17 protein-coding genes are annotated in these 18,128 nt (G+C 28.5%); 2 read left to right on the forward strand and 15 right to left on the reverse strand.

Translation table 11 applies throughout. From position 1 onward, the window contains the following. Window positions 1–289 precede the first annotated feature (289 nt). The gene (gene dut, locus JNUCC81_RS14185) at window positions 290–721 is read right to left on the reverse strand and encodes a dUTP diphosphatase (protein ID WP_454094083.1); all 432 of its coding nucleotides are present in this window, start codon (window positions 719–721) and stop codon (window positions 290–292) included. 111 nt (window positions 722–832) lie between these two features. Here dut and JNUCC81_RS14190 point away from each other — a divergent pair, with 111 nt between their 5' ends. Next, window positions 833–1,462 (forward strand): hypothetical protein, encoded by a 630-nt coding sequence (locus tag JNUCC81_RS14190; protein WP_454094084.1) that lies wholly within the window; start codon window positions 833–835, stop codon window positions 1,460–1,462. 89 nt (window positions 1,463–1,551) lie between these two features. After that, complete coding sequence (locus tag JNUCC81_RS14195; protein WP_454094085.1) at window positions 1,552–3,738, forward strand: DNA topoisomerase; 2,187 nt, start codon at window positions 1,552–1,554, stop codon at window positions 3,736–3,738. A gap of 22 nt (window positions 3,739–3,760) precedes the next feature. Here JNUCC81_RS14195 and JNUCC81_RS14200 read toward each other — a convergent pair whose 3' ends face one another. From JNUCC81_RS14200 to JNUCC81_RS14265, 14 genes are all read right to left on the reverse strand, one after another. Continuing rightward, window positions 3,761–4,012, reverse strand: a complete 252-nt coding sequence (locus JNUCC81_RS14200) for a hypothetical protein (RefSeq protein ID WP_454094086.1) — start codon at window positions 4,010–4,012, stop codon at window positions 3,761–3,763. Between the two features lie 120 nt (window positions 4,013–4,132). After that, the gene (gene ppdK / locus JNUCC81_RS14205) at window positions 4,133–6,754 is read right to left on the reverse strand and encodes a pyruvate, phosphate dikinase (RefSeq protein ID WP_454096404.1); all 2,622 of its coding nucleotides are present in this window, start codon (window positions 6,752–6,754) and stop codon (window positions 4,133–4,135) included. A gap of 45 nt (window positions 6,755–6,799) precedes the next feature. Further along, the gene (locus JNUCC81_RS14210) at window positions 6,800–7,636 is read right to left on the reverse strand and encodes a pyruvate, water dikinase regulatory protein (protein ID WP_208331547.1); all 837 of its coding nucleotides are present in this window, start codon (window positions 7,634–7,636) and stop codon (window positions 6,800–6,802) included. A gap of 10 nt (window positions 7,637–7,646) precedes the next feature. After that, entirely contained in the window at window positions 7,647–8,285 is a 639-nt protein-coding gene (locus tag JNUCC81_RS14215; protein WP_208331548.1) for a helix-turn-helix transcriptional regulator, read from the reverse strand. 402 nt (window positions 8,286–8,687) lie between these two features. Then, complete coding sequence (gene glyS / locus JNUCC81_RS14220) at window positions 8,688–10,754, reverse strand: glycine--tRNA ligase subunit beta (protein WP_454094087.1); 2,067 nt, start codon at window positions 10,752–10,754, stop codon at window positions 8,688–8,690. Then, window positions 10,754–11,632 (reverse strand): glycine--tRNA ligase subunit alpha, encoded by an 879-nt coding sequence (gene glyQ, locus JNUCC81_RS14225; RefSeq protein ID WP_454094088.1) that lies wholly within the window; start codon window positions 11,630–11,632, stop codon window positions 10,754–10,756. The genes glyS and glyQ overlap by 1 nt, the downstream gene beginning before the upstream one ends. 156 nt (window positions 11,633–11,788) lie before the next feature. Next, a complete protein-coding gene (locus JNUCC81_RS14230; RefSeq protein WP_208331550.1) occupies window positions 11,789–12,412 on the reverse strand; it encodes a DUF4342 domain-containing protein in 624 nt (207 codons plus the stop codon). Next, the gene (recO, locus tag JNUCC81_RS14235; protein WP_454094089.1) at window positions 12,405–13,178 is read right to left on the reverse strand and encodes a DNA repair protein RecO; all 774 of its coding nucleotides are present in this window, start codon (window positions 13,176–13,178) and stop codon (window positions 12,405–12,407) included. Before recO ends, JNUCC81_RS14230 begins: the two co-directional genes overlap by 8 nt. Further along, entirely contained in the window at window positions 13,144–13,299 is a 156-nt protein-coding gene (locus tag JNUCC81_RS14240; protein ID WP_208331552.1) for a YqzL family protein, read from the reverse strand. The genes recO and JNUCC81_RS14240 overlap by 35 nt, the downstream gene beginning before the upstream one ends. A 70-nt stretch (window positions 13,300–13,369) precedes the next feature. Then, a complete protein-coding gene (gene mgtE, locus JNUCC81_RS14245; RefSeq protein WP_454094090.1) occupies window positions 13,370–14,749 on the reverse strand; it encodes a magnesium transporter in 1,380 nt (459 codons plus the stop codon). Window positions 14,750–14,760: 11 nt separating this feature from the next. Beyond that, a complete protein-coding gene (gene era / locus JNUCC81_RS14250) occupies window positions 14,761–15,651 on the reverse strand; it encodes a GTPase Era (RefSeq protein ID WP_208331554.1) in 891 nt (296 codons plus the stop codon). A gap of 264 nt (window positions 15,652–15,915) precedes the next feature. After that, window positions 15,916–16,638 carry a diacylglycerol kinase gene (locus JNUCC81_RS14255; RefSeq protein ID WP_042275590.1) on the reverse strand — a complete coding sequence of 241 codons (723 nt, stop codon included), beginning with the start codon at window positions 16,636–16,638 and terminating at the stop codon, window positions 15,916–15,918. A gap of 3 nt (window positions 16,639–16,641) precedes the next feature. After that, window positions 16,642–17,100 (reverse strand): rRNA maturation RNase YbeY, encoded by a 459-nt coding sequence (gene ybeY, locus JNUCC81_RS14260; protein ID WP_454094091.1) that lies wholly within the window; start codon window positions 17,098–17,100, stop codon window positions 16,642–16,644. 28 nt (window positions 17,101–17,128) lie between these two features. Beyond that, window positions 17,129–18,106, reverse strand: coding sequence for a PhoH family protein (locus tag JNUCC81_RS14265; protein WP_208331556.1), 978 nt, complete (start codon window positions 18,104–18,106; stop codon window positions 17,129–17,131). Between the last annotated feature and the right edge of the window lie 22 nt (window positions 18,107–18,128).

Consider the following 18,128-nt stretch of genomic DNA (forward strand, 5'->3'; position numbering starts at 1 on the left):
AACTCAACTCCTTTCAAGTTTTAATAATGTTTATATAAAGCAATCTAATATATTTAAATTAGCTCACTTTACAATTATGTTCTATTTACACTTCAAGCTTGGTATGTATACTGTTTAATTTTATAAATATTTTTTTATTTCATTTTAATCTATAATATTATTATTGCAAATTTGTTACTTTTTGTCTATACAAATACTAATTTGTAAAAAACTTACATATATTACATATTTATACATAAAAAAAGAGTTAAATATTAATATTTAACTCTTTTTTTAGATATAGTTTTATTTAAAATCCAGTAGATCCAAATCCACCTTGACCTCTCTCTGTATTATCTAATTCTTTAACTTCTTCTATATTTATATCATATATTGGTTTAACTACCATTTGAGCAATTTTCATCCCTTTAGTTACAACAAATTCGTCTTTGCCATGATTTATTAGTATTATACAGATTTCACCTCTATATCCTTCATCTATAGTACCAGGTGTATTTAAAACTGTAATTGAATGCTTAAGAGCCATACCACTTCTTGGTCTTACTTGAGCTTCTGTATTTTTAGGTAGTTGGATTGATATTCCAGTTTTTATAAGTCTTGTCTCACTTGAAGGAATAACCACCTCTTCTATAGAATATAAATCCATACCAGCATCACCTTGGTGAGCAAAGTTTGGTATTATTGCTTCTTCGCTTAGTTTTTTTATCTTTAATGTATACATTTTAGTCTCTCCTTTTTTATTCTTATTTAACTATTATATACATAATATTAATTATATTAAAGAGAGATATATTTTATTGATTAGAAATTATATTTATTTAGGAGGGATTTCATGAATTTATTACCTGTTCCTTGGATGAAACAAAAGTTAGAAAGTATTTATGAAGAAAGATTATATGGCAACCTATTTTTAATTTATAATAGTTTAAACTTTAATAATAACAATTTTAATACTTCTGATTTAATTGACTTACTTGATGATTTTAACATTACTATAAATGATACTAATCCACTGTATCTATATCTACCTATTGAAGTAAATGAATTTATTAAAAACTTAATTTTATCATTTAAATCTATTTCTAAAGATAATGTATATATTGTACTTGGTGGATATAAGGAAAATCATCTTAAATGTAGTGAGTTAGATTTATCTTATGATTTATATATGAAATTTCCAGAACTAAAAGGTTTAATAGACCATACATATTTAATTGATACTTCAAAATGCTTTGAGATTTTTACATCTTTATCAGATACTCAAAGAATTTATATAAATCCGCTATCATCTTGTACTATATCTGGTTCTATTTTAAATTACAATTTGAAAAAAAATAATCCTGATAATACAAATCATATAGCTTTTGTAGCTTTAATGGATGAATTTTTAGCTGACAGTTTTGTTGATTGCTATCTAAAAGGCCTAACCAATAAAAACAATAATTTTAATTATAATGTATAGACTGCCTTGCAGTCTTTTCTTTTTTTGTGATAATATATTTAAAGTTGTTAAAAAACTTTTATGCACTTTATAAAGGAGGTTTATATTTATTGAAACTAGTATTAGCGGAAAAACCATCTGTTGCCAAAACTATAGCATCCTTCTTAGGTGCTAAAACTAGAGGTGATGGATACTTCGAGGGAAATGGTTATATAATTACTTATGCTGTTGGGCATTTGGTTGGTTTATATGATATGAAGGATTACGACAAAGATAGATATTCGGGGTCATGGAAGATGGATAATTTTCCATTCATACCTACTGATAAATTTAAATTTAAAGTAGATAGTTCTAAGAAAAAGCAATTTGATATAGTAAAAAAACTTTTACATAGAGATGATGTAGAATATATTATAAATGCAACAGATAACGATAGAGAGGGAGAGTTAATATCTTTCCTTATATTTTTACTTGCCAAAAACAAAAAACCTATTAAAAGAATCTTAGTTAATGAATGGACACCTGAAGATATAACAAGAGGTATTAACAATTTAAAAGACGACTCTGAAATGAGAAATTCACAAGCAGCAGGATATACTAGACTTATTACTGACTGGTTAATTGGTATTAACTTTACTTCCGCTGCTACATTAAAATATGGTAATGGAAAGTTACTTAATATTGGTCGTGTCATACTTCCAACTGTAAAATTGGTTTATGATAGAGATATGGAAATATTAAACTTTGTACCTAAAACTTATTATGAGATAGAAGGTAATTTTAGATGTGATAATGGGAAATACAAAGGAAAGTACATAAAAGGTAAAGAAAGTAAATTTGATACAATTGAAGAAGCAAATAAAGTTATCGATAGTATAACTTCAAATACCGGAACTATAGAAGATAAGAAAGTTACCATGTCTAAGGAATATGCTCCTAAGCTTTTCAGTTTAACATCTTTGCAAGGATATATAACATCCAAACATGCAAATTTTACATCAGATAAGGTTTTAAGTGTATGTCAGTCACTTTATGAAGGAAAAGGTAAAGGTGGATATATAACATATCCTAGAACTGATTCTATTTATTTAGAAGAAAGTTTAACTTCAAAAGTATCACAAGCTTTAGACAAATTAAAGGCAGGACTTGAATATGAGAATAAAGTAAAGTTTTCTAAAACAAAAAGAGTTTTCGATTCATCTAAAGTAGATAGCCATAGTGCTATTATACCTACTTACATAATACCTAATAATTTAAGTACTGATGAACTTATAGTTTATAATGCTATTAAAGATAGATTTATAGCAAACTTTATGCCTCCTGCTGAATATGAAAATACTGAGATTAAAACAAATGTTGATGGACATATTTTCTTAACTAAAGGTAAAGTTCTTAAAACTAAAGGCTATTTAGAAGTTTATAATAAAGAAGAAAAAGATGATTTACTTCCTATGGTAAATAACAAAGATGTTGTTGATATAATAGATATAAAAACTTTAACCAAGCAAACTACTCCACCTAAGCCTTATACTGAAGATACTTTACTTAAGGCTATGAAAAACTGTGGTAAAAATGTATCTGAAGAAGATACTGCTGTATTATCAGGCTACTCTATAGGTACATCTGCGACTCGTGCTGATGTATTAAAAAAAATTATGCAAGTTGGATATGTTGGTAAAAAAGGTAAATCATATTTTATATCTGATTTAGGAAAAAATTTAGTTGAAATATTCCCTGTTAAAGATTTATTTGACGTTGACTATACTGGTAAGCTAGAAAAAAGTTTAAGTGATATTCAAAAAGGAAATTTCACTAGAAAAGAGTATCTAACTAATATAATGAGTTTTATTGTTAAAAATGTAGAACTTATAAAAAGAGATACGCCTAAAAATATTAGTACAGAAAACTATACATATAACCCTAAAACTAAGAAATTTACTAAAGAATCATCTAAAAAAACTAATTCTAAATCTTCAAATAATAATACTTCAAAATCACCTGATACTAAAAATGAATCATTAGGAAAGTGCCCTATTTGTCAGGGAGATGTTGTTGAAATTGGCAAAGGATATATATGTAATAATTACAAAGAATGTAAATTTGCAATATGGAAAAATGATAAATTCTTAGAATACTACAAAAAGAAACCTAATAAGACTATGGTAAAAAGTATACTAAAAAATGGATCAGCAAAAGTTAAATCACTAACTTCTAAACAAGGTGATAAATTTGATGCTATATTAAAATATTATAAAAAAGAAAATGGATATTTCGGTTGGGATATTGAAAGGCAGTAATAGGTTGCTAATTTTTAGCAACCTATTTTTCTTTATCATAAAAAGTTTCATCGATTTTACATCTTGCCATTTTCATAATCTCAGAAAATTTATATCCTTTTAGCTTGCATCCACACTTTGGACAGTACTCTAATTTTCTAGATACTAACGCTCTACAACTTGGTTCTGGACATCTTACCTTTTGATTTACTTCTGATACCTTAAGCCCACATCTTGGGCATATTGTTCCAGGTCTTGATGAAACATCTTTTTGGCATCTTGGACATTTTATCATTTTATATCCCCCATTGAATTTGATTTTCAAAATATCATTATATATTATGAAATGTCTATTCTAGATGTTACATTAAAAAACTCCTCTATAAGTTATTTTATAAAGGAGTTTATATTTAAATTATTTATTTTTTATAGTTGCTTGTGCTGCTGCAAGTCTTGCTATAGGAACTCTAAATGGTGAACAAGATACATAATTAAGTCCAAGCTTATAACAGAACTCTACTGAAGATGGTTCTCCTCCATGCTCTCCACATATTCCTATTTTTAATTCTGGTTTTGTTTCTCTTCCTAATTTAGAACCCATTTTGACTAACTTTCCAACACCATTTTGATCTAATACTTCAAATGGATCTTTTTCTAAAAGTTCATTATTTACATATTCCCCTAAGAACTTTCCTGCATCATCTCTTGAATATCCAAAAGTCATTTGAGTTAAATCATTAGTTCCAAAGCTGAAGAAATCTGCCTCTTGTGCTATTTCATCTGCTGTTAAACACGCTCTTGGAACTTCTATCATCGTACCTACTGTATAATCTACTTTTAAATCTTCTTCTTTTATTATATTATCTATAGTTTCTTTTATCATTTCTCTTATTACTTTTAATTCTTTTACTTCACCTACTAAAGGTATCATTATTTCAGGTATTACTTTTACTCCTAATTTAATAGCTTCTATTGCTCCATATATTATAGCCTTTGCTTGCATTTCATATATTTCAGGGAATGTTATAGCAAGTCTACATCCTCTATGACCAAGCATTGGGTTAAATTCTTCTAAATCTACTATTCTTCTTTTTATTTCGCTTACTTCTATATTCATAGTTTTAGCAAGAACATTTATAGATTCATCATCATGAGGTAAGAATTCATGAAGAGGTGGATCAAGTAATCTTATATTAACTTCTTTTCCATCCATAACTTTAAATATTTCTATAAAATCTTCTTTTTGCATAGGAAGTAATTTATCTAATGCTATTAATCTTTGCTCTAGTGTATTAGATAATATCATCTCTCTTACAGCAGGTATTCTATCTTCATCAAAGAACATATGCTCAGTTCTACATAAACCAATACCTTCTGCGCCAAATTTAATAGCAGCTTTTGCATCTCTTGGATTATCTGCATTAGTTCTTACTGCTATGTCTTTATATTCATTTACCCAATTCATTAATATTTCAAAGCTTCCACTTAAAGCTACATCCGTTTTTTTAACTTCCCCTAAATAAACACATCCACTAGATCCATCTAATGAAATATACTCGCCCTCTTTTATTACCGCTAACTCTGTTCTTATCTCTTTATTAAACTCATCTACCTTTATATCTGAGCATCCAGCTACACAACATTTACCCATACCACGTGCTACAACAGCTGCATGAGATGTCATACCACCTCTTGCTGTAAGTATACCTTCTGCACATACCATACCTTCTATATCTTCAGGTGATGTTTCAAGTCTAACAAGTATTGCTTCTTCTCCTCTTTCTTTAGCACTAACAACATCTTGTGCATTGAAGTAAACCTTTCCTCTACCTGCTCCAGGTGATGCTGGTAGTCCTTTAGCTATAACTGTTGATTTTTCTAAAGATTCGTTTTCAAAACTTGGATGAAGAAGTTGGTCTAATTGCTTAGGATCTATTCTCATTATAGCTTCTTTTTTATCTATAATATTTTCTTTAACTAAATCTACAGCTATATTTATAGATGCTTTAGCTGTCCTTTTACCGTTTCTTGTTTGTAGTATATATAACTTTTCTCTCTCTATAGTAAATTCTATATCTTGCATATCTTTATAATGATTTTCAAGTATAGATGTTATTTTCGTAAATTCATCGTATGCACTTGGCATAACTTCTTTTAATGTAGATATATCTTTAGGAGTTCTTATTCCGGCTACAACGTCTTCACCTTGTGCATTAAGCAAGAATTCTCCAAATAATTTATTTTCTCCAGTAGATGGGTTTCTAGTAAATGCAACACCCGTACCACTAGTTTCTCCCATATTTCCAAATACCATTGATTGTATATTCACGGCTGTCCCTAAGTTGTGAGGTATATCATTTAATCTACGATATACTGCTGCTCTCGGATTATTCCATGATTTAAATACAGCTTTTATAGCAAGCATCAATTGCTCTTTTGGATTTTCTGGGAAATCTACTTTTATTTCTTTTTTATATAATTTTTTATATTCTTTTACTAATTCTTTTAAATCATCAATATTTAAATCTGTATCAAATTTATATTCTTTACTTTCTTTTATTTTATCTAATATATTTTCAAATTTATATTTTGGAATTCCCATAGCTACATCTGAAAACATTTGTATAAATCTTCTATAACTATCATATGCAAATCTCTCATTTTTTGTAGCCTTAGCTAGTGCTACTACACTTGTATCATTAAGTCCTAGGTTAAGTATTGTGTCCATCATACCAGGCATAGAGAATACTGCTCCTGAACGAACTGACAATAATAATGGATTTTTGCTACATCCTAGTGACTTATTTAACTCTTTTTCTAATCCTAATAATTGACTTTCTATTTCAGTTATTATTTCTTCTCTTATTGTCTCATTATTATCATAATAATCATTACATGCTTTAGTAGTAATAGTAAAACCATTAGGAACAGGTAGTCCTATCTTTGTCATCTCTGCTAAGTTAGCACCTTTACCTCCTAATAAAGATTTCATTTCTTTGTTACCTTCAGTAAAACTATAAACATATTTAGCTTCCATCATTTAATCCCCCATCGATTAATATTGTAGATTTTTATTTATATACTACTTCTCGCCATCTTTGTGGACTTTAATTCCATTTTCTTTCATTATATCTATTATAATGCCCGCTGTTTCTTCAATTGCTTTGCTAGAAACATCTATAACAGGGCATCCTACCTTTTTCATTACTTTCTCTGAATAGTCTAACTCTTGAAGTATTCTTTCTAGATTTGCGTAACTTGCATTACTAGATAGTCCTAATGCTTTTAATCTTTCCTGCCTTATTCTATTTAGCTTTTCTGGAGTGTTTGTAAGACCTATTATTTTCTTAGGATTTATTTCAAATACTTCTTTTGGTATTGGTATTTCTGGAACCAAAGGTACATTTGCTACCTTTATATTCTTATTTGCCAAATACATACTAAGTGGCGTCTTAGATGTTCTTGATATACCAAGTAAAACTATGTCTGATTTTAATATACCTCTTGGGTCTTTTCCATCATCATATTTAACAGCAAATTCGATAGCCTCTACTCTTTTGAAGTAGCTTTCATCAAGCTTTCTTATTATTCCAGGCTCTCTTTTAGGCTTGATATTTGTCTTATTTGATATTTCTCTAAGTAAAGGTGTCATTAAGTCTATATGGCTTAATCTTTCTATTTGACAAAATTCCTTTGTTATATTTAATAAAGTTTCATCTACTAAGGTATATACTATTATGGCATCTTCATTTTTTCCGCTATTAAGTATCTCCTTTAAAAATCCTCTATCTGTAACATAAGGGAATCTTCTAATTTCATAATTATCTTCCATGCTAAATTGTGATATAGCAGCTTTAGTTACTTGCTGTGCAGTTTCACCAACTGAATCTGATATGACATATATAATTAAATTTTCCATATGTTCCTCCTTAATTGTCTGTTAACTCTAAAAATAACTTTGTTATGTTAGTTTTAGACATTCTTCCAATAACCTTAGCTTGATTAGGGTCATCTTCATGTTCTTCAATTACTGGTATGGAATCAACTTCATGTTCTATTATCTTTTTAGCTGCTACTAAAATTCCTTCTTCTTGACTTACAGTTATTACATTTGGTGTTCTAGTCATTATCATACCTATAGGCATTTTATTTATATCTCCACCACCTATAGTTGCTTTTAGTAAATCTTTTCTAGATACTATCCCACATAAGTTTTCATCGTCGTCTATAATAAATATACTTCCTACATCAGATAAAAACATTGTTACTATAACATCGTATATACTTGTGTCTTTTTTAACAACAATAGGCATACTCATTATATCTTTAACTTTTTTATCTTTTATTTTATTTCCTATTAAATTAATTTCGCTAACTCCCGAGTAAAAATATCCAACTTTAGGTCTTGCATCTAATATGCCTGTCATAGTTAATATAGCTAAGTCTGACCTTAGTGTAGCACGAGTTACATTTAAGTTAGCGGCAATACATTCACTTGTTATAGGCTCATTAGCTTTTACTATGTCAATTATTTTTAATTGTCTTTGGTTAAGTTGAATAATGTTCACCTTCTTTCATTTGTGCTATACTTTTTACAGATTTCATCTTATATATTACATTATATATCTGTATATACCATTCTGTAAACACTTTTTATAAATAAATGTTATACTTTTTCTTTTCTTATCACTTTATTAGTGTATCTAATATATATTTATTGGGGTTATATATTAAATAATGTAGCTAAATTGTTTATACTATATAATATTATAATACATTATTGTACATAGTAACCAATTTAATACTAAATTTTTACTAAAATATAAAAATTTTAATATACATATAATTATTTTTTAATATTTTGATTTAAAGTCAGCTTCTCTTAAGCTACTTTATGGTCGAAATACTTTAAATTTAAATGTTTAGATTATAAAAATAAGACCTAGGATTATCTCCTAGGTCTTATTTTATTACTTATATACTATTTTAGATAAATCACATATACTTAACATAGTATCGTATATTTGTTTAAGTAAACCTAATCTATTATTTTTTATAGCTTCATCTTTATCCATTACCATAACACTATCAAACATAGCATCTATTGATGGTCTTAATGATGCAAAAGAATCTAGAGCTTCACTATATTTTTTGTCTTTTAATAATTCTTCAACTTTATCTTTTGTACTATTAAATTCTTTATATAAAGCTATTTCTGCTTCCTCTTTTAACAGTTCTTCATTAATTTCACTAGATATAGCCTTTTGAGCTAATGTAGATACTCTATTGAATGCTGTTAACATTTCAACTAATTCATCTTTATCTAGCCAATTATTAAGTTCTTCTGCTCTTAAATGCATATCTGATATATCATTTAGTTTAGAACTTAATACTGCATCTATAACATCATATCTTATTCCTAAATCTCTGAATAGGTTCTTTATTCTCTCTTTAAAGAATTCCATAATAGAAGCTATTACTTCCTCTTTATTAAATTCTAAGTTAGAGTAATTATTAAGAGCTAATTCAACTAAATCAGCTAAATTAACATCTAATTTACTATCCATTAATATATTTAAAACACCTAATGCTTGACGTCTTAAAGCATAAGGGTCTTGTGAACCTGTTGGCTGTATTCCTATTGCAAAGAATCCTGCTATAGAATCTAATTTATCTGCTATAGATAAAGCTATTCCAGCATTAGTTTTAGGAAGTATATCTCCTGCAAATCTAGGTAAATAGTGTTCAAATATAGCTTCACTAACTGCTTCATTTTCTCCACTAACTTTAGCATATTCTCTACCCATTATACCTTGAAGCTCAGTAAATTCAAATACCATTCCTGTAACTAAGTCAGACTTACATAATGCAGCTGCTCTTTTAGTATCTTCTTTATCATTTGATAGGTTTAATAAGTCAATTATATTAGAGCTTAAGTTTTCTATTCTTAAAGTTTTATCATATACTGTTCCAAGTTTTGCTTGGAATACCACACTCTTTAATTTCTCGCTATAGCTTTCTAGGCTCTTCTTTGTATCTTCTTTATAGAAGAATAGTGCATCTTCAAGTCTTGCAACTAAAACTTTTTCATTTCCTTCTTTAACTTTATCTATTCTATAATCATTACCATTTCTAACTGCTATAAAGTTAGGTAATAACTTACCATCTTTGACAACAGGGAAATATCTTTGATGCTGTTGCATTGGAGTTGTTACAACTTCTTTAGGTAGTTTTGCATAGTCTTCATTGAATTCTCCATAAAATGCTGTTGGATATTCAACTAAATGAGTTACTTCTTCAAGTAAATCCTCATCAAATTCAACTTCTCCACCTAATGAATTAGCAACTTCTATACATTGTTTTCTTATAATGTCTTTTCTTCTATCTTGGTCTAATATTACAAAGTTTTCTTCTAATTTATTTAAGTAATCTTGTAGCGAATTAACTTCAAATTCATTTTGTCCTAAGAATCTATGACCCTTAGTAATATTAGATGACTTTATACCTTCTAAATCAAATTCTAATACATTATCATTTAATAAAGTAACCATCCATCTTATAGGTCTAGCAAATCTCATATTCTTACCACCCCAACGCATAGCTTTAGGGAATGTTACATTTTTTACAGCTTCTGGTAATATAGTTTTTAAAACTTCACTAGTTTCTTTGCCAGCTTGTCTTATAGTTCCAAATATGTATTCATCTTTACCTACAACTTTAAACACTACATCTTCTTCTTTAAGACCTTTACTCTTCATAAATCCAAGTGCAGGTTTTGTAAAGTTTCCATCAGCATCTAATGCTATTTTTTTAGATGGACCTTTTACTTCTTCTTCTAAATTACTTTGTTTTTCACTTATGCCTTCAACTATAAAAGTTAATCTTCTTGGAGTTCCATAAGTATTTATTTCATTAAATTCAATTCTATTTTCATTAAACATTTTTGTTAAGTTATTTTTTATTTGTTGTAGAGTACTACTTACAAATCTTGATGGTAATTCTTCAACACCAACTTCAAATAAAAGGTAGTTGTTCATTATCTATCACCTTCCTTTAAAAGAGGATATCCTAATTCTTCTCTTTGTTTTACAAATGCAGCTGCAACATTTCTAGCCATATTTCTAACTCTTCCTATAAATGAGGCTCTTTGACTAACACCTACAGCTCCTCTGGCATCTAATGTATTGAACGTATGAGAACACTTTAATACATAATCATATGCTGGCACTACAAGTCCTCTTTCCATAAGTTTTAATCCTTCTTTCTCATATGTATCAAATAGATTAAATAACATATCTGCATCACATTCTTCAAATGCATACATAGAGTTTTCATATTCAGATTGTTTAAATACATCACCATAAGTTATTTCATCGTTCCATTTAAGGTCATATACGCTATCAACCTCTTGAATGTACATTGCAAGTCTTTCTAATCCGTATGTAATTTCTCCAGTTTCTAACTCACACTCTATACCACCAACTTGTTGGAAATATGTAAACTGAGTTATTTCCATCCCGTCTAACCATACTTCCCATCCAAGTCCCCAAGCTCCAACAGTAGTTGATTCCCAGTTATCTTCAACGAATCTTATATCATGTTCACTTGGGTCTATTCCTATAGTTTCTAAACTCCCTAGATATAATTCTTGTATATTATCTGGTGATGGCTTAAGTATTACTTGGAATTGATGATGTTGATATAGTCTATTAGGGTTTTCTCCATATCTACCATCAGCTGGTCTTCTAGATGGCTCTACATAACAAACTTTCCAAGGCTCTGGACCTAATGATCTTAAAAATGTGTTAGGGTTCATCGTTCCCGCACCCTTTTCAACATCATATGGTTGCATCATTATGCATCCTTGATTAGCCCAGTAGTTTTGTAGCGTAAGTATCATATTTTGAAAATTCATAATAATACCTCCTATAATAAAAATTTAACTTTCCTATAATATAACAAAGCCTTTCGTCTACACGAAAGGCCTTTAAATAGCTCTTTTCTAACTTTTAGAATATCAAATTCTATAAATTTTGTCAATGTAGATATAAGTAAGTAAATTATACTCTATTTAATTATTTATATCTTTTTTATTGTCTTCTTTGATAAGCTCATCTGTTATATCTTTGTCATCTTTTTTATTGTCTACTACAACATCTTTTACATCTTTTGCTGTGTTCGCTAACATTTGCTTTAGCATATTAAGTTTCTCTTCGTTTAATTCTCCTAAGTCAACAATAGTTCCATCATCTTCATTTTGAATTTTTATTCTATATTTTCCTAACACTGCTGCTGATAATCCTACTAAAGTCACTAATGGTCCTAGTGCTAAACCTACAACTCCAACTGTTAAAGGTATATTCATTATAATCTTATCATTTTTTTCTACCATAACTCTTATAACACTACTTTTTTTAAGTAACTCTTTTACTTGTTCTTTTACATGGGCAAAATCTTCTCCAAATTGTTCCTTAAATTCTTTCATGTCTTCGTTATCTTTATTAAAAACCTCTTCAATTTTTTGTCTAGCTTGCTTTGTTTTTTTACTTATTGGGTTTATAGATTCTAACGCAATAACTGCTTCTATTACATCTCCATTCGAATCTATAAGTGCTTGTTTAACCTGCGCATAAGTAGCATTTGGAACTCTTGATATTACTGCATCCATTTGTTCAATAGTTATATTACTATTCATCCGTATCAACTCCCTTATTATTTTGAATATTTTGTAATAGATATAATGATTTTAAATTTACATTATCAATATAGGTATTTAGATATTTATTTAATATCTTTCCCAATTCATATGTTATATATTTTGAAACTTTTGCCTTACTACACTTCAATATGTCATTACTTAATATATATTCCATAAGCCTCACAGTAGTTACGTCAATTTTTAAATTATTTTCAGTATGTTCACTACATATTCCACATAATATGCCACCTTCGTCTACGTTAAAAACAGGTGTCTTTAAATCTTTACTTCCACAACTACAGCATCTATTTACTACAGGTTTAAATCCTATATAATCTAAAAACTTTATCTCAAAAGCTCTAGTTATAAATTGTTTGTCTACATCATTTTGAGTATATAAATGTAGAGTTTGTGCCAGTAGTATAAACAGTCTATTATTTGTCTGATTTTCTAATGTAGATCCTTCTACTAGTTTTGTAATATATGTAGCATATGAAAATGCATCTATATCATAAGATATATCATAAAAACTTTTTATTATATCACTTTGGCTTACTCTATACATATTACCTTGTTTTTTTAAAGTATAATTAGAATAGGAGAAGAGCTGCGATGATGAAAGGAAAGAACTTTTATTCCTCTTAGCTCCTTTCGCTAAAGCAGCTACTTTTCCAAGCTTTCTAGTAAACAAAGTTAATATTACATCATTCTCTTCATATCTTACCGCTTTAAGTACTATCCCCTGGGTGTTCAAGATTATCATAGTCGGTATCTATCTCCCTTATATCTTCATTTTCTTCATGCAGGCCTTTGAAGTCATTTAAATACATATATGCTTCTATACTACCCGTCTTTTTAAAAACTTCCCAACATAAATTGTTCATTTTTAAAAACCCCCTCCTTACATTTATACTATATTTTTAGTAAGAAGAGGGTAAATAATACATAAAGTTATTAAACAATTTTTGACAATAATACAGTAGTTATAACAAGGTATATTGCTATCCCAGTTATATCAAGGACTGTAGCTATAACTGGTGCTGAAATTATTGATGGATCTAAATCTAATTTTTTTAAAAATACTGGTATAAAAGCTCCTATCATTGCTCCAACGATCATATTTATAAATAATGATAAAGATACAACTATGACAATATCTATATCTTTAGTAAATATAAATACAACAATAGCAAGTATTATACTACATATAACTCCTGTAATAAGACCTACTATACCTTCCCTTATAACATTACTAAATTCTAAATCTTTATTTGATAATGCCATAACAGTAAGTGCAGAAGATTGAGTTCCTATATTTCCACCCATACCTATAACAACTGGTATGAAAAATACTAAAATTGCATAAGTAGGATTCATTATAAAGTCTAAGTTAGAAACCATCATTGCAGATAATAATCCTCCAATTAGTGTTATTATAAGCCATGGCATCCTTCCTCTAACTGATGATGAAATTTGGTCTTTTAACATTGGATTTACTTTTTCCACTGTATCTCTTTCATGTTCTGAAGAACCTGCAAATTTATACATATCCTCTGTTGCTTCTTCTTCTATAACATCAATTATATCATCTACAGTTATTATACCTTTTAATTTTTGATCTCTATCTATTACCGGTATTGCTATTAAATTATATTTCGATACTAATCTTACAGCTTCTTCTCTATCTTCGTCTACGAAAACTGATATTATATTCTCACTCATCAAATCTTTTATAATATTAGAATCTCTAGAAGTTATTAATTCTCTTAAAGATAATACTCCTACTAGTCTTTCATCGTTATCTACTACATATATATAATAAATAGTTTCTGCATCTTCGGCATTTTCTCTCATGTGTTCTATTGCTTCTTTTGCAGTCATTTCTTCATTTATTTCTATATATCCGGTAGTCATTATTCCACCAGTAGATTCTTCTTCATATATTAATAGTTCTTTTAAGTCATCTGCATCTTCTTTACTTAAAAGTTCCATTATTCTCTCTCTTTCTTCTTCCTCAAGCTGACTTAATATATCAGCCATATCATCCAGAGACATTAATTCTAGTATATTTTTTCTATGTTCTACATCTATTTTTGATAGTATTGTGCTAAAAAACTCAACATCACTTTCTTCTAGTATAGACGCTGCCATATCAAGAGGAAGTACTTCAAATAATTTTATTTTCATACTTTCCTCTAAATGTTCCATTATATCAAAAATATCTATTATATGATACTCTTCAAGTAATTCTCTTAATTCTAATATTTTATTATTTTCAATTAATATTTTGACTTCACTCAATAAGTCCTGGGACGCCTCTTGTTTCCTATCCATATAATCCACCTTTATTTATCAGTATATCCAAAATTACTTACGTAATTTTGTAAGTTTCTCCAATTCTCCTTAACTTTAACCCATAATTGAAGATTTATTTGAGATCCTAAAAGTAATTCCATATCTTCTCTTGCTGATTTACCTATTCCTTTTAGTTTTCTACCATTTTTACCTATTATTATACCTTTATGAGAGTCTCTTTCGCAATATATTACTGCAGAAACGTCTACTATTTCTTTATCTTTTCTTGATTTCATTTTTTCAATTTCAACAGCAACACCATGAGGGATTTCATCATGTATATAATGAAGAACTTTTTCTCTTATTAATTCTGATACTAATACTCTTTCTGGTTGGTCTGTTATCATATAATCTGGGAAATATTTAGGTCCTTCTTCTAAATGATTTTGAACTACCTTTAATAGCTCCTTAACATTTCTTCCCTTTAGTGCTGATATAGGTACTATTTGCTTGAACACACCTTCAGCGTGATACATCTTCATCATATCAAATAAATCTTGTTCTTCAATTTGATCCATTTTATTTATAACTAAAACTACAGGAGTTTTTACATTTTTTAGATCATCTATTATTTTTCTATCTCCTGGTCCTATTTTTTTAGAATCATCTACTACATATAATACTAAGTCTACATTTTTAAATGCATCAGTAGCAGATTTTACCATAAATTCTCCTAATTTATTTTTAGGCTTATGAATTCCTGGTGTATCTAAAAATACTATTTGGCATTCTTCATCTGTATAAACTGCCTGTATTGTATTTCTTGTAGTTTGAGGTTTATCACTCATTATAGCTATTTTTTCTCCAACTACATTATTCATTAAAGTAGATTTCCCTACATTTGGTCTTCCTACTATACTAACAAATCCTGATTTAAACATATTGTCGCTTCTCCTATCATTTTCTTTTGTGTCTTATAAATTTTTTATTATCTGATTTATATTTATCTAGTTTATATTCATTTTATTATCTATAGATTTATATTATAAAAAATAGATAATAAATATTCTTAATTTAATATAATTTAATATTAATCTTTTTATCTAGTACGTTCCATTATAACATAAAAAGAAGTCTTAAAGACTTCTTTTATAAACATTATACACTCTTTTTCTATTATAATTCATTAAATTTAATATTATATATTATTTTATGTAAAAAACACTCATTTGGAATATTAATATCCCTATTAGAGTTCCTAAAATCCCACCTGCTACAGTCTCCCAAAAAGTATGTATCTTTCCTTCTATCCTACTTTGAGCAACTAACACTGCCATTAAGTAGGCTAGTGTTGATGCAACTACTCTTTCAGTCATAAATGTAATTCCTGTAGCCATAGCAAATGCAAGCGCTGCGTGTCCACTAGGCATTCCTCCTTTTAAAGGAGTACCTGTTGAGGTCATCGCCTTCACTACTACTACAGCTATAAGTACTAATACAATACATATTAATGTTATATGAGGTTCCGACTCTCTAATAGTGTACATTAGTCGTACTGATATATCAGTTATTTTATCATAAAACAATAGATATCCAACTACAACAGAATTTAGTGCTGCAATTAGTACTCCACCAGCAGCAACGTCCTTAGCAATTTTAGCAAGCACATTATATTCTTCGGTTATCATATCAATGGTTTTTTCTATGGCTGTATTAAACATTTCCGATATTACAACTAAACTTATAGAAAATATTAATATAAGCATTTCTACCCTTGATAAATCAAAAAATAAACTTGCTACAAACACTAATACGGCAACAAAATAATGTATTTTCATATTTCTTTCAAATTTAAAGGTATATATAATACCTTCTATTGCCGCATTAAATGCTTTAATTATCCCCTGACGAGTTTTTTTAGATTTCATAAATTACTCCCTTGTTATGTTTAGCTTGTTTAATATATATTCTTCCTTCTGTCTCATTTCTTTTGTACTTTCTTCATTATCATGATCATATCCTAAAAGATGGAATGTACTATGACAAACTAAAAAGCACACTTCTCTTTCAAAGCTATGATTATATTCTTCACTTTGTTCAAAAGCTCTTTCTAAAGATATTACTATATCACCTAGAGACTCTTCTTCAACTTCTATATCAAATTCATCACTTAAGAGAGGAAAGGATAGTACGTCTGTAGCTCTATCTACGCCTCTATATTCTCTATTTAATTCATGTATTTCTTTATTATCTACAAATGATAAACTAACTTCATAATCATCATCATATCCTTCATAGTCTAAACACTCTACAATTATATCTTCTATTTTCTCTATTAACTCTTCACTTATCTGTATTTTATCTTGTCTATTATCTATTATAAGTTCCATATTTTTCTTCCTTTGTTTAAAATTTATATTATTTTTTACTCATTTTCTTTTCTTCTTCTTTATCAAACTTTTCATAAGCTCTTATTATTCTTTGAACTAGTTCATGTCTTACAACATCTTTGTCACTTAAAGCTATAGATCCAATACCTTCCACATCTTTTAATATTGCTGTAGCTTGTAAAAGTCCACTTTTTTTCTTATTCGGTAGATCTGTTTGAGTTAAATCTCCAGTTACAACTGCCTTTGATCCAAATCCAAGCCTAGTTAAAAACATTTTCATTTGCTCTGGAGTTGTATTTTGAGCTTCATCTAATATTATAAATGCATTGTCTAATGTTCTTCCTCTCATAAAAGCAAGAGGCGCAACTTCTATAGTACCTCTTTCTAAGTACTTAACAAATTTTTCTGGACCTAGCATATCAAATAAAGCGTCATATAATGGTATTAAATATGGATCTACCTTTTCCTTTAAATCTCCTGGTAAAAAACCTAAATTTTCTCCTGCTTCTACTGCTGGTCTAGTTAATATTATTTTACTTACCTCATCTCTTTTAAATGCTTTTACAGCCATAGCCACAGCTAAATATGTTTTTCCCGTTCCTGCTGGTCCAATACCAAAAGTTATGTCATTTGATTTTATAAGATTTATATACTTTTTTTGCCCTAATGTTTTAGGTTGAACCGGTTTTCCTTTTTTAGTTACAACTATAACATCTTCAAGTTCTTTAAGTTGTTCTTCTTTTCCTTCTAATAATAAAGATAATGAGTATGATATACTTTGCTTATCTAAACTTTTTCCATTTGATACAGTTTGGTGAAGCTCATTCATAAGCTTTAATGCTTCATCTACATTCTTTTCTTGCCCCATTAAAACTATATTACCTTCTCTTAGTATTACATCTATATTTAAAGTTTCTTCTATCAATTTTATATTTTCATCAAAATTTCCAAATAGCTCTCTTTCAAATTTTTCTTCTGAAATTATAAACTTCTTTTGTACTATCAATTTAGTATGCCTCCTTGAATAA

It is taken from the genome of Faecalimicrobium sp. JNUCC 81 (assembly GCF_053667625.1).

Excerpts from the sequence above, each read along its gene's own strand:
- recO (WP_454094089.1), bottom strand. The coding sequence starts at position 13,178 with ATGATAATCTTGAACACCCAGGGGATAGTACTTAAAGCGGTAAGATAT.
- ybeY (WP_454094091.1), bottom strand. The coding sequence starts at position 17,100 with ATGGAACTTATAATAGATAATAGACAAGATAAAATACAGATAAGTGAA.
- JNUCC81_RS14255 (WP_042275590.1), bottom strand. The coding sequence starts at position 16,638 with ATGAAATCTAAAAAAACTCGTCAGGGGATAATTAAAGCATTTAATGCG.
- glyS (WP_454094087.1), bottom strand. The coding sequence starts at position 10,754 with ATGAACAACTACCTTTTATTTGAAGTTGGTGTTGAAGAATTACCATCA.
- JNUCC81_RS14230 (WP_208331550.1), bottom strand. The coding sequence starts at position 12,412 with ATGAATAGTAATATAACTATTGAACAAATGGATGCAGTAATATCAAGA.
- era (WP_208331554.1), bottom strand. The coding sequence starts at position 15,651 with ATGTTTAAATCAGGATTTGTTAGTATAGTAGGAAGACCAAATGTAGGG.
- dut (WP_454094083.1), bottom strand. The coding sequence starts at position 721 with ATGTATACATTAAAGATAAAAAAACTAAGCGAAGAAGCAATAATACCA.
- JNUCC81_RS14200 (WP_454094086.1), bottom strand. The coding sequence starts at position 4,012 with ATGATAAAATGTCCAAGATGCCAAAAAGATGTTTCATCAAGACCTGGA.
- JNUCC81_RS14210 (WP_208331547.1), bottom strand. The coding sequence starts at position 7,636 with ATGGAAAATTTAATTATATATGTCATATCAGATTCAGTTGGTGAAACT.
- JNUCC81_RS14190 (WP_454094084.1), top strand. The coding sequence starts at position 833 with ATGAATTTATTACCTGTTCCTTGGATGAAACAAAAGTTAGAAAGTATT.
- glyQ (WP_454094088.1), bottom strand. The coding sequence starts at position 11,632 with ATGAATTTTCAAAATATGATACTTACGCTACAAAACTACTGGGCTAAT.
- JNUCC81_RS14240 (WP_208331552.1), bottom strand. The coding sequence starts at position 13,299 with ATGAACAATTTATGTTGGGAAGTTTTTAAAAAGACGGGTAGTATAGAA.
- mgtE (WP_454094090.1), bottom strand. The coding sequence starts at position 14,749 with ATGGATAGGAAACAAGAGGCGTCCCAGGACTTATTGAGTGAAGTCAAA.
- ppdK (WP_454096404.1), bottom strand. The coding sequence starts at position 6,754 with ATGGAAGCTAAATATGTTTATAGTTTTACTGAAGGTAACAAAGAAATG.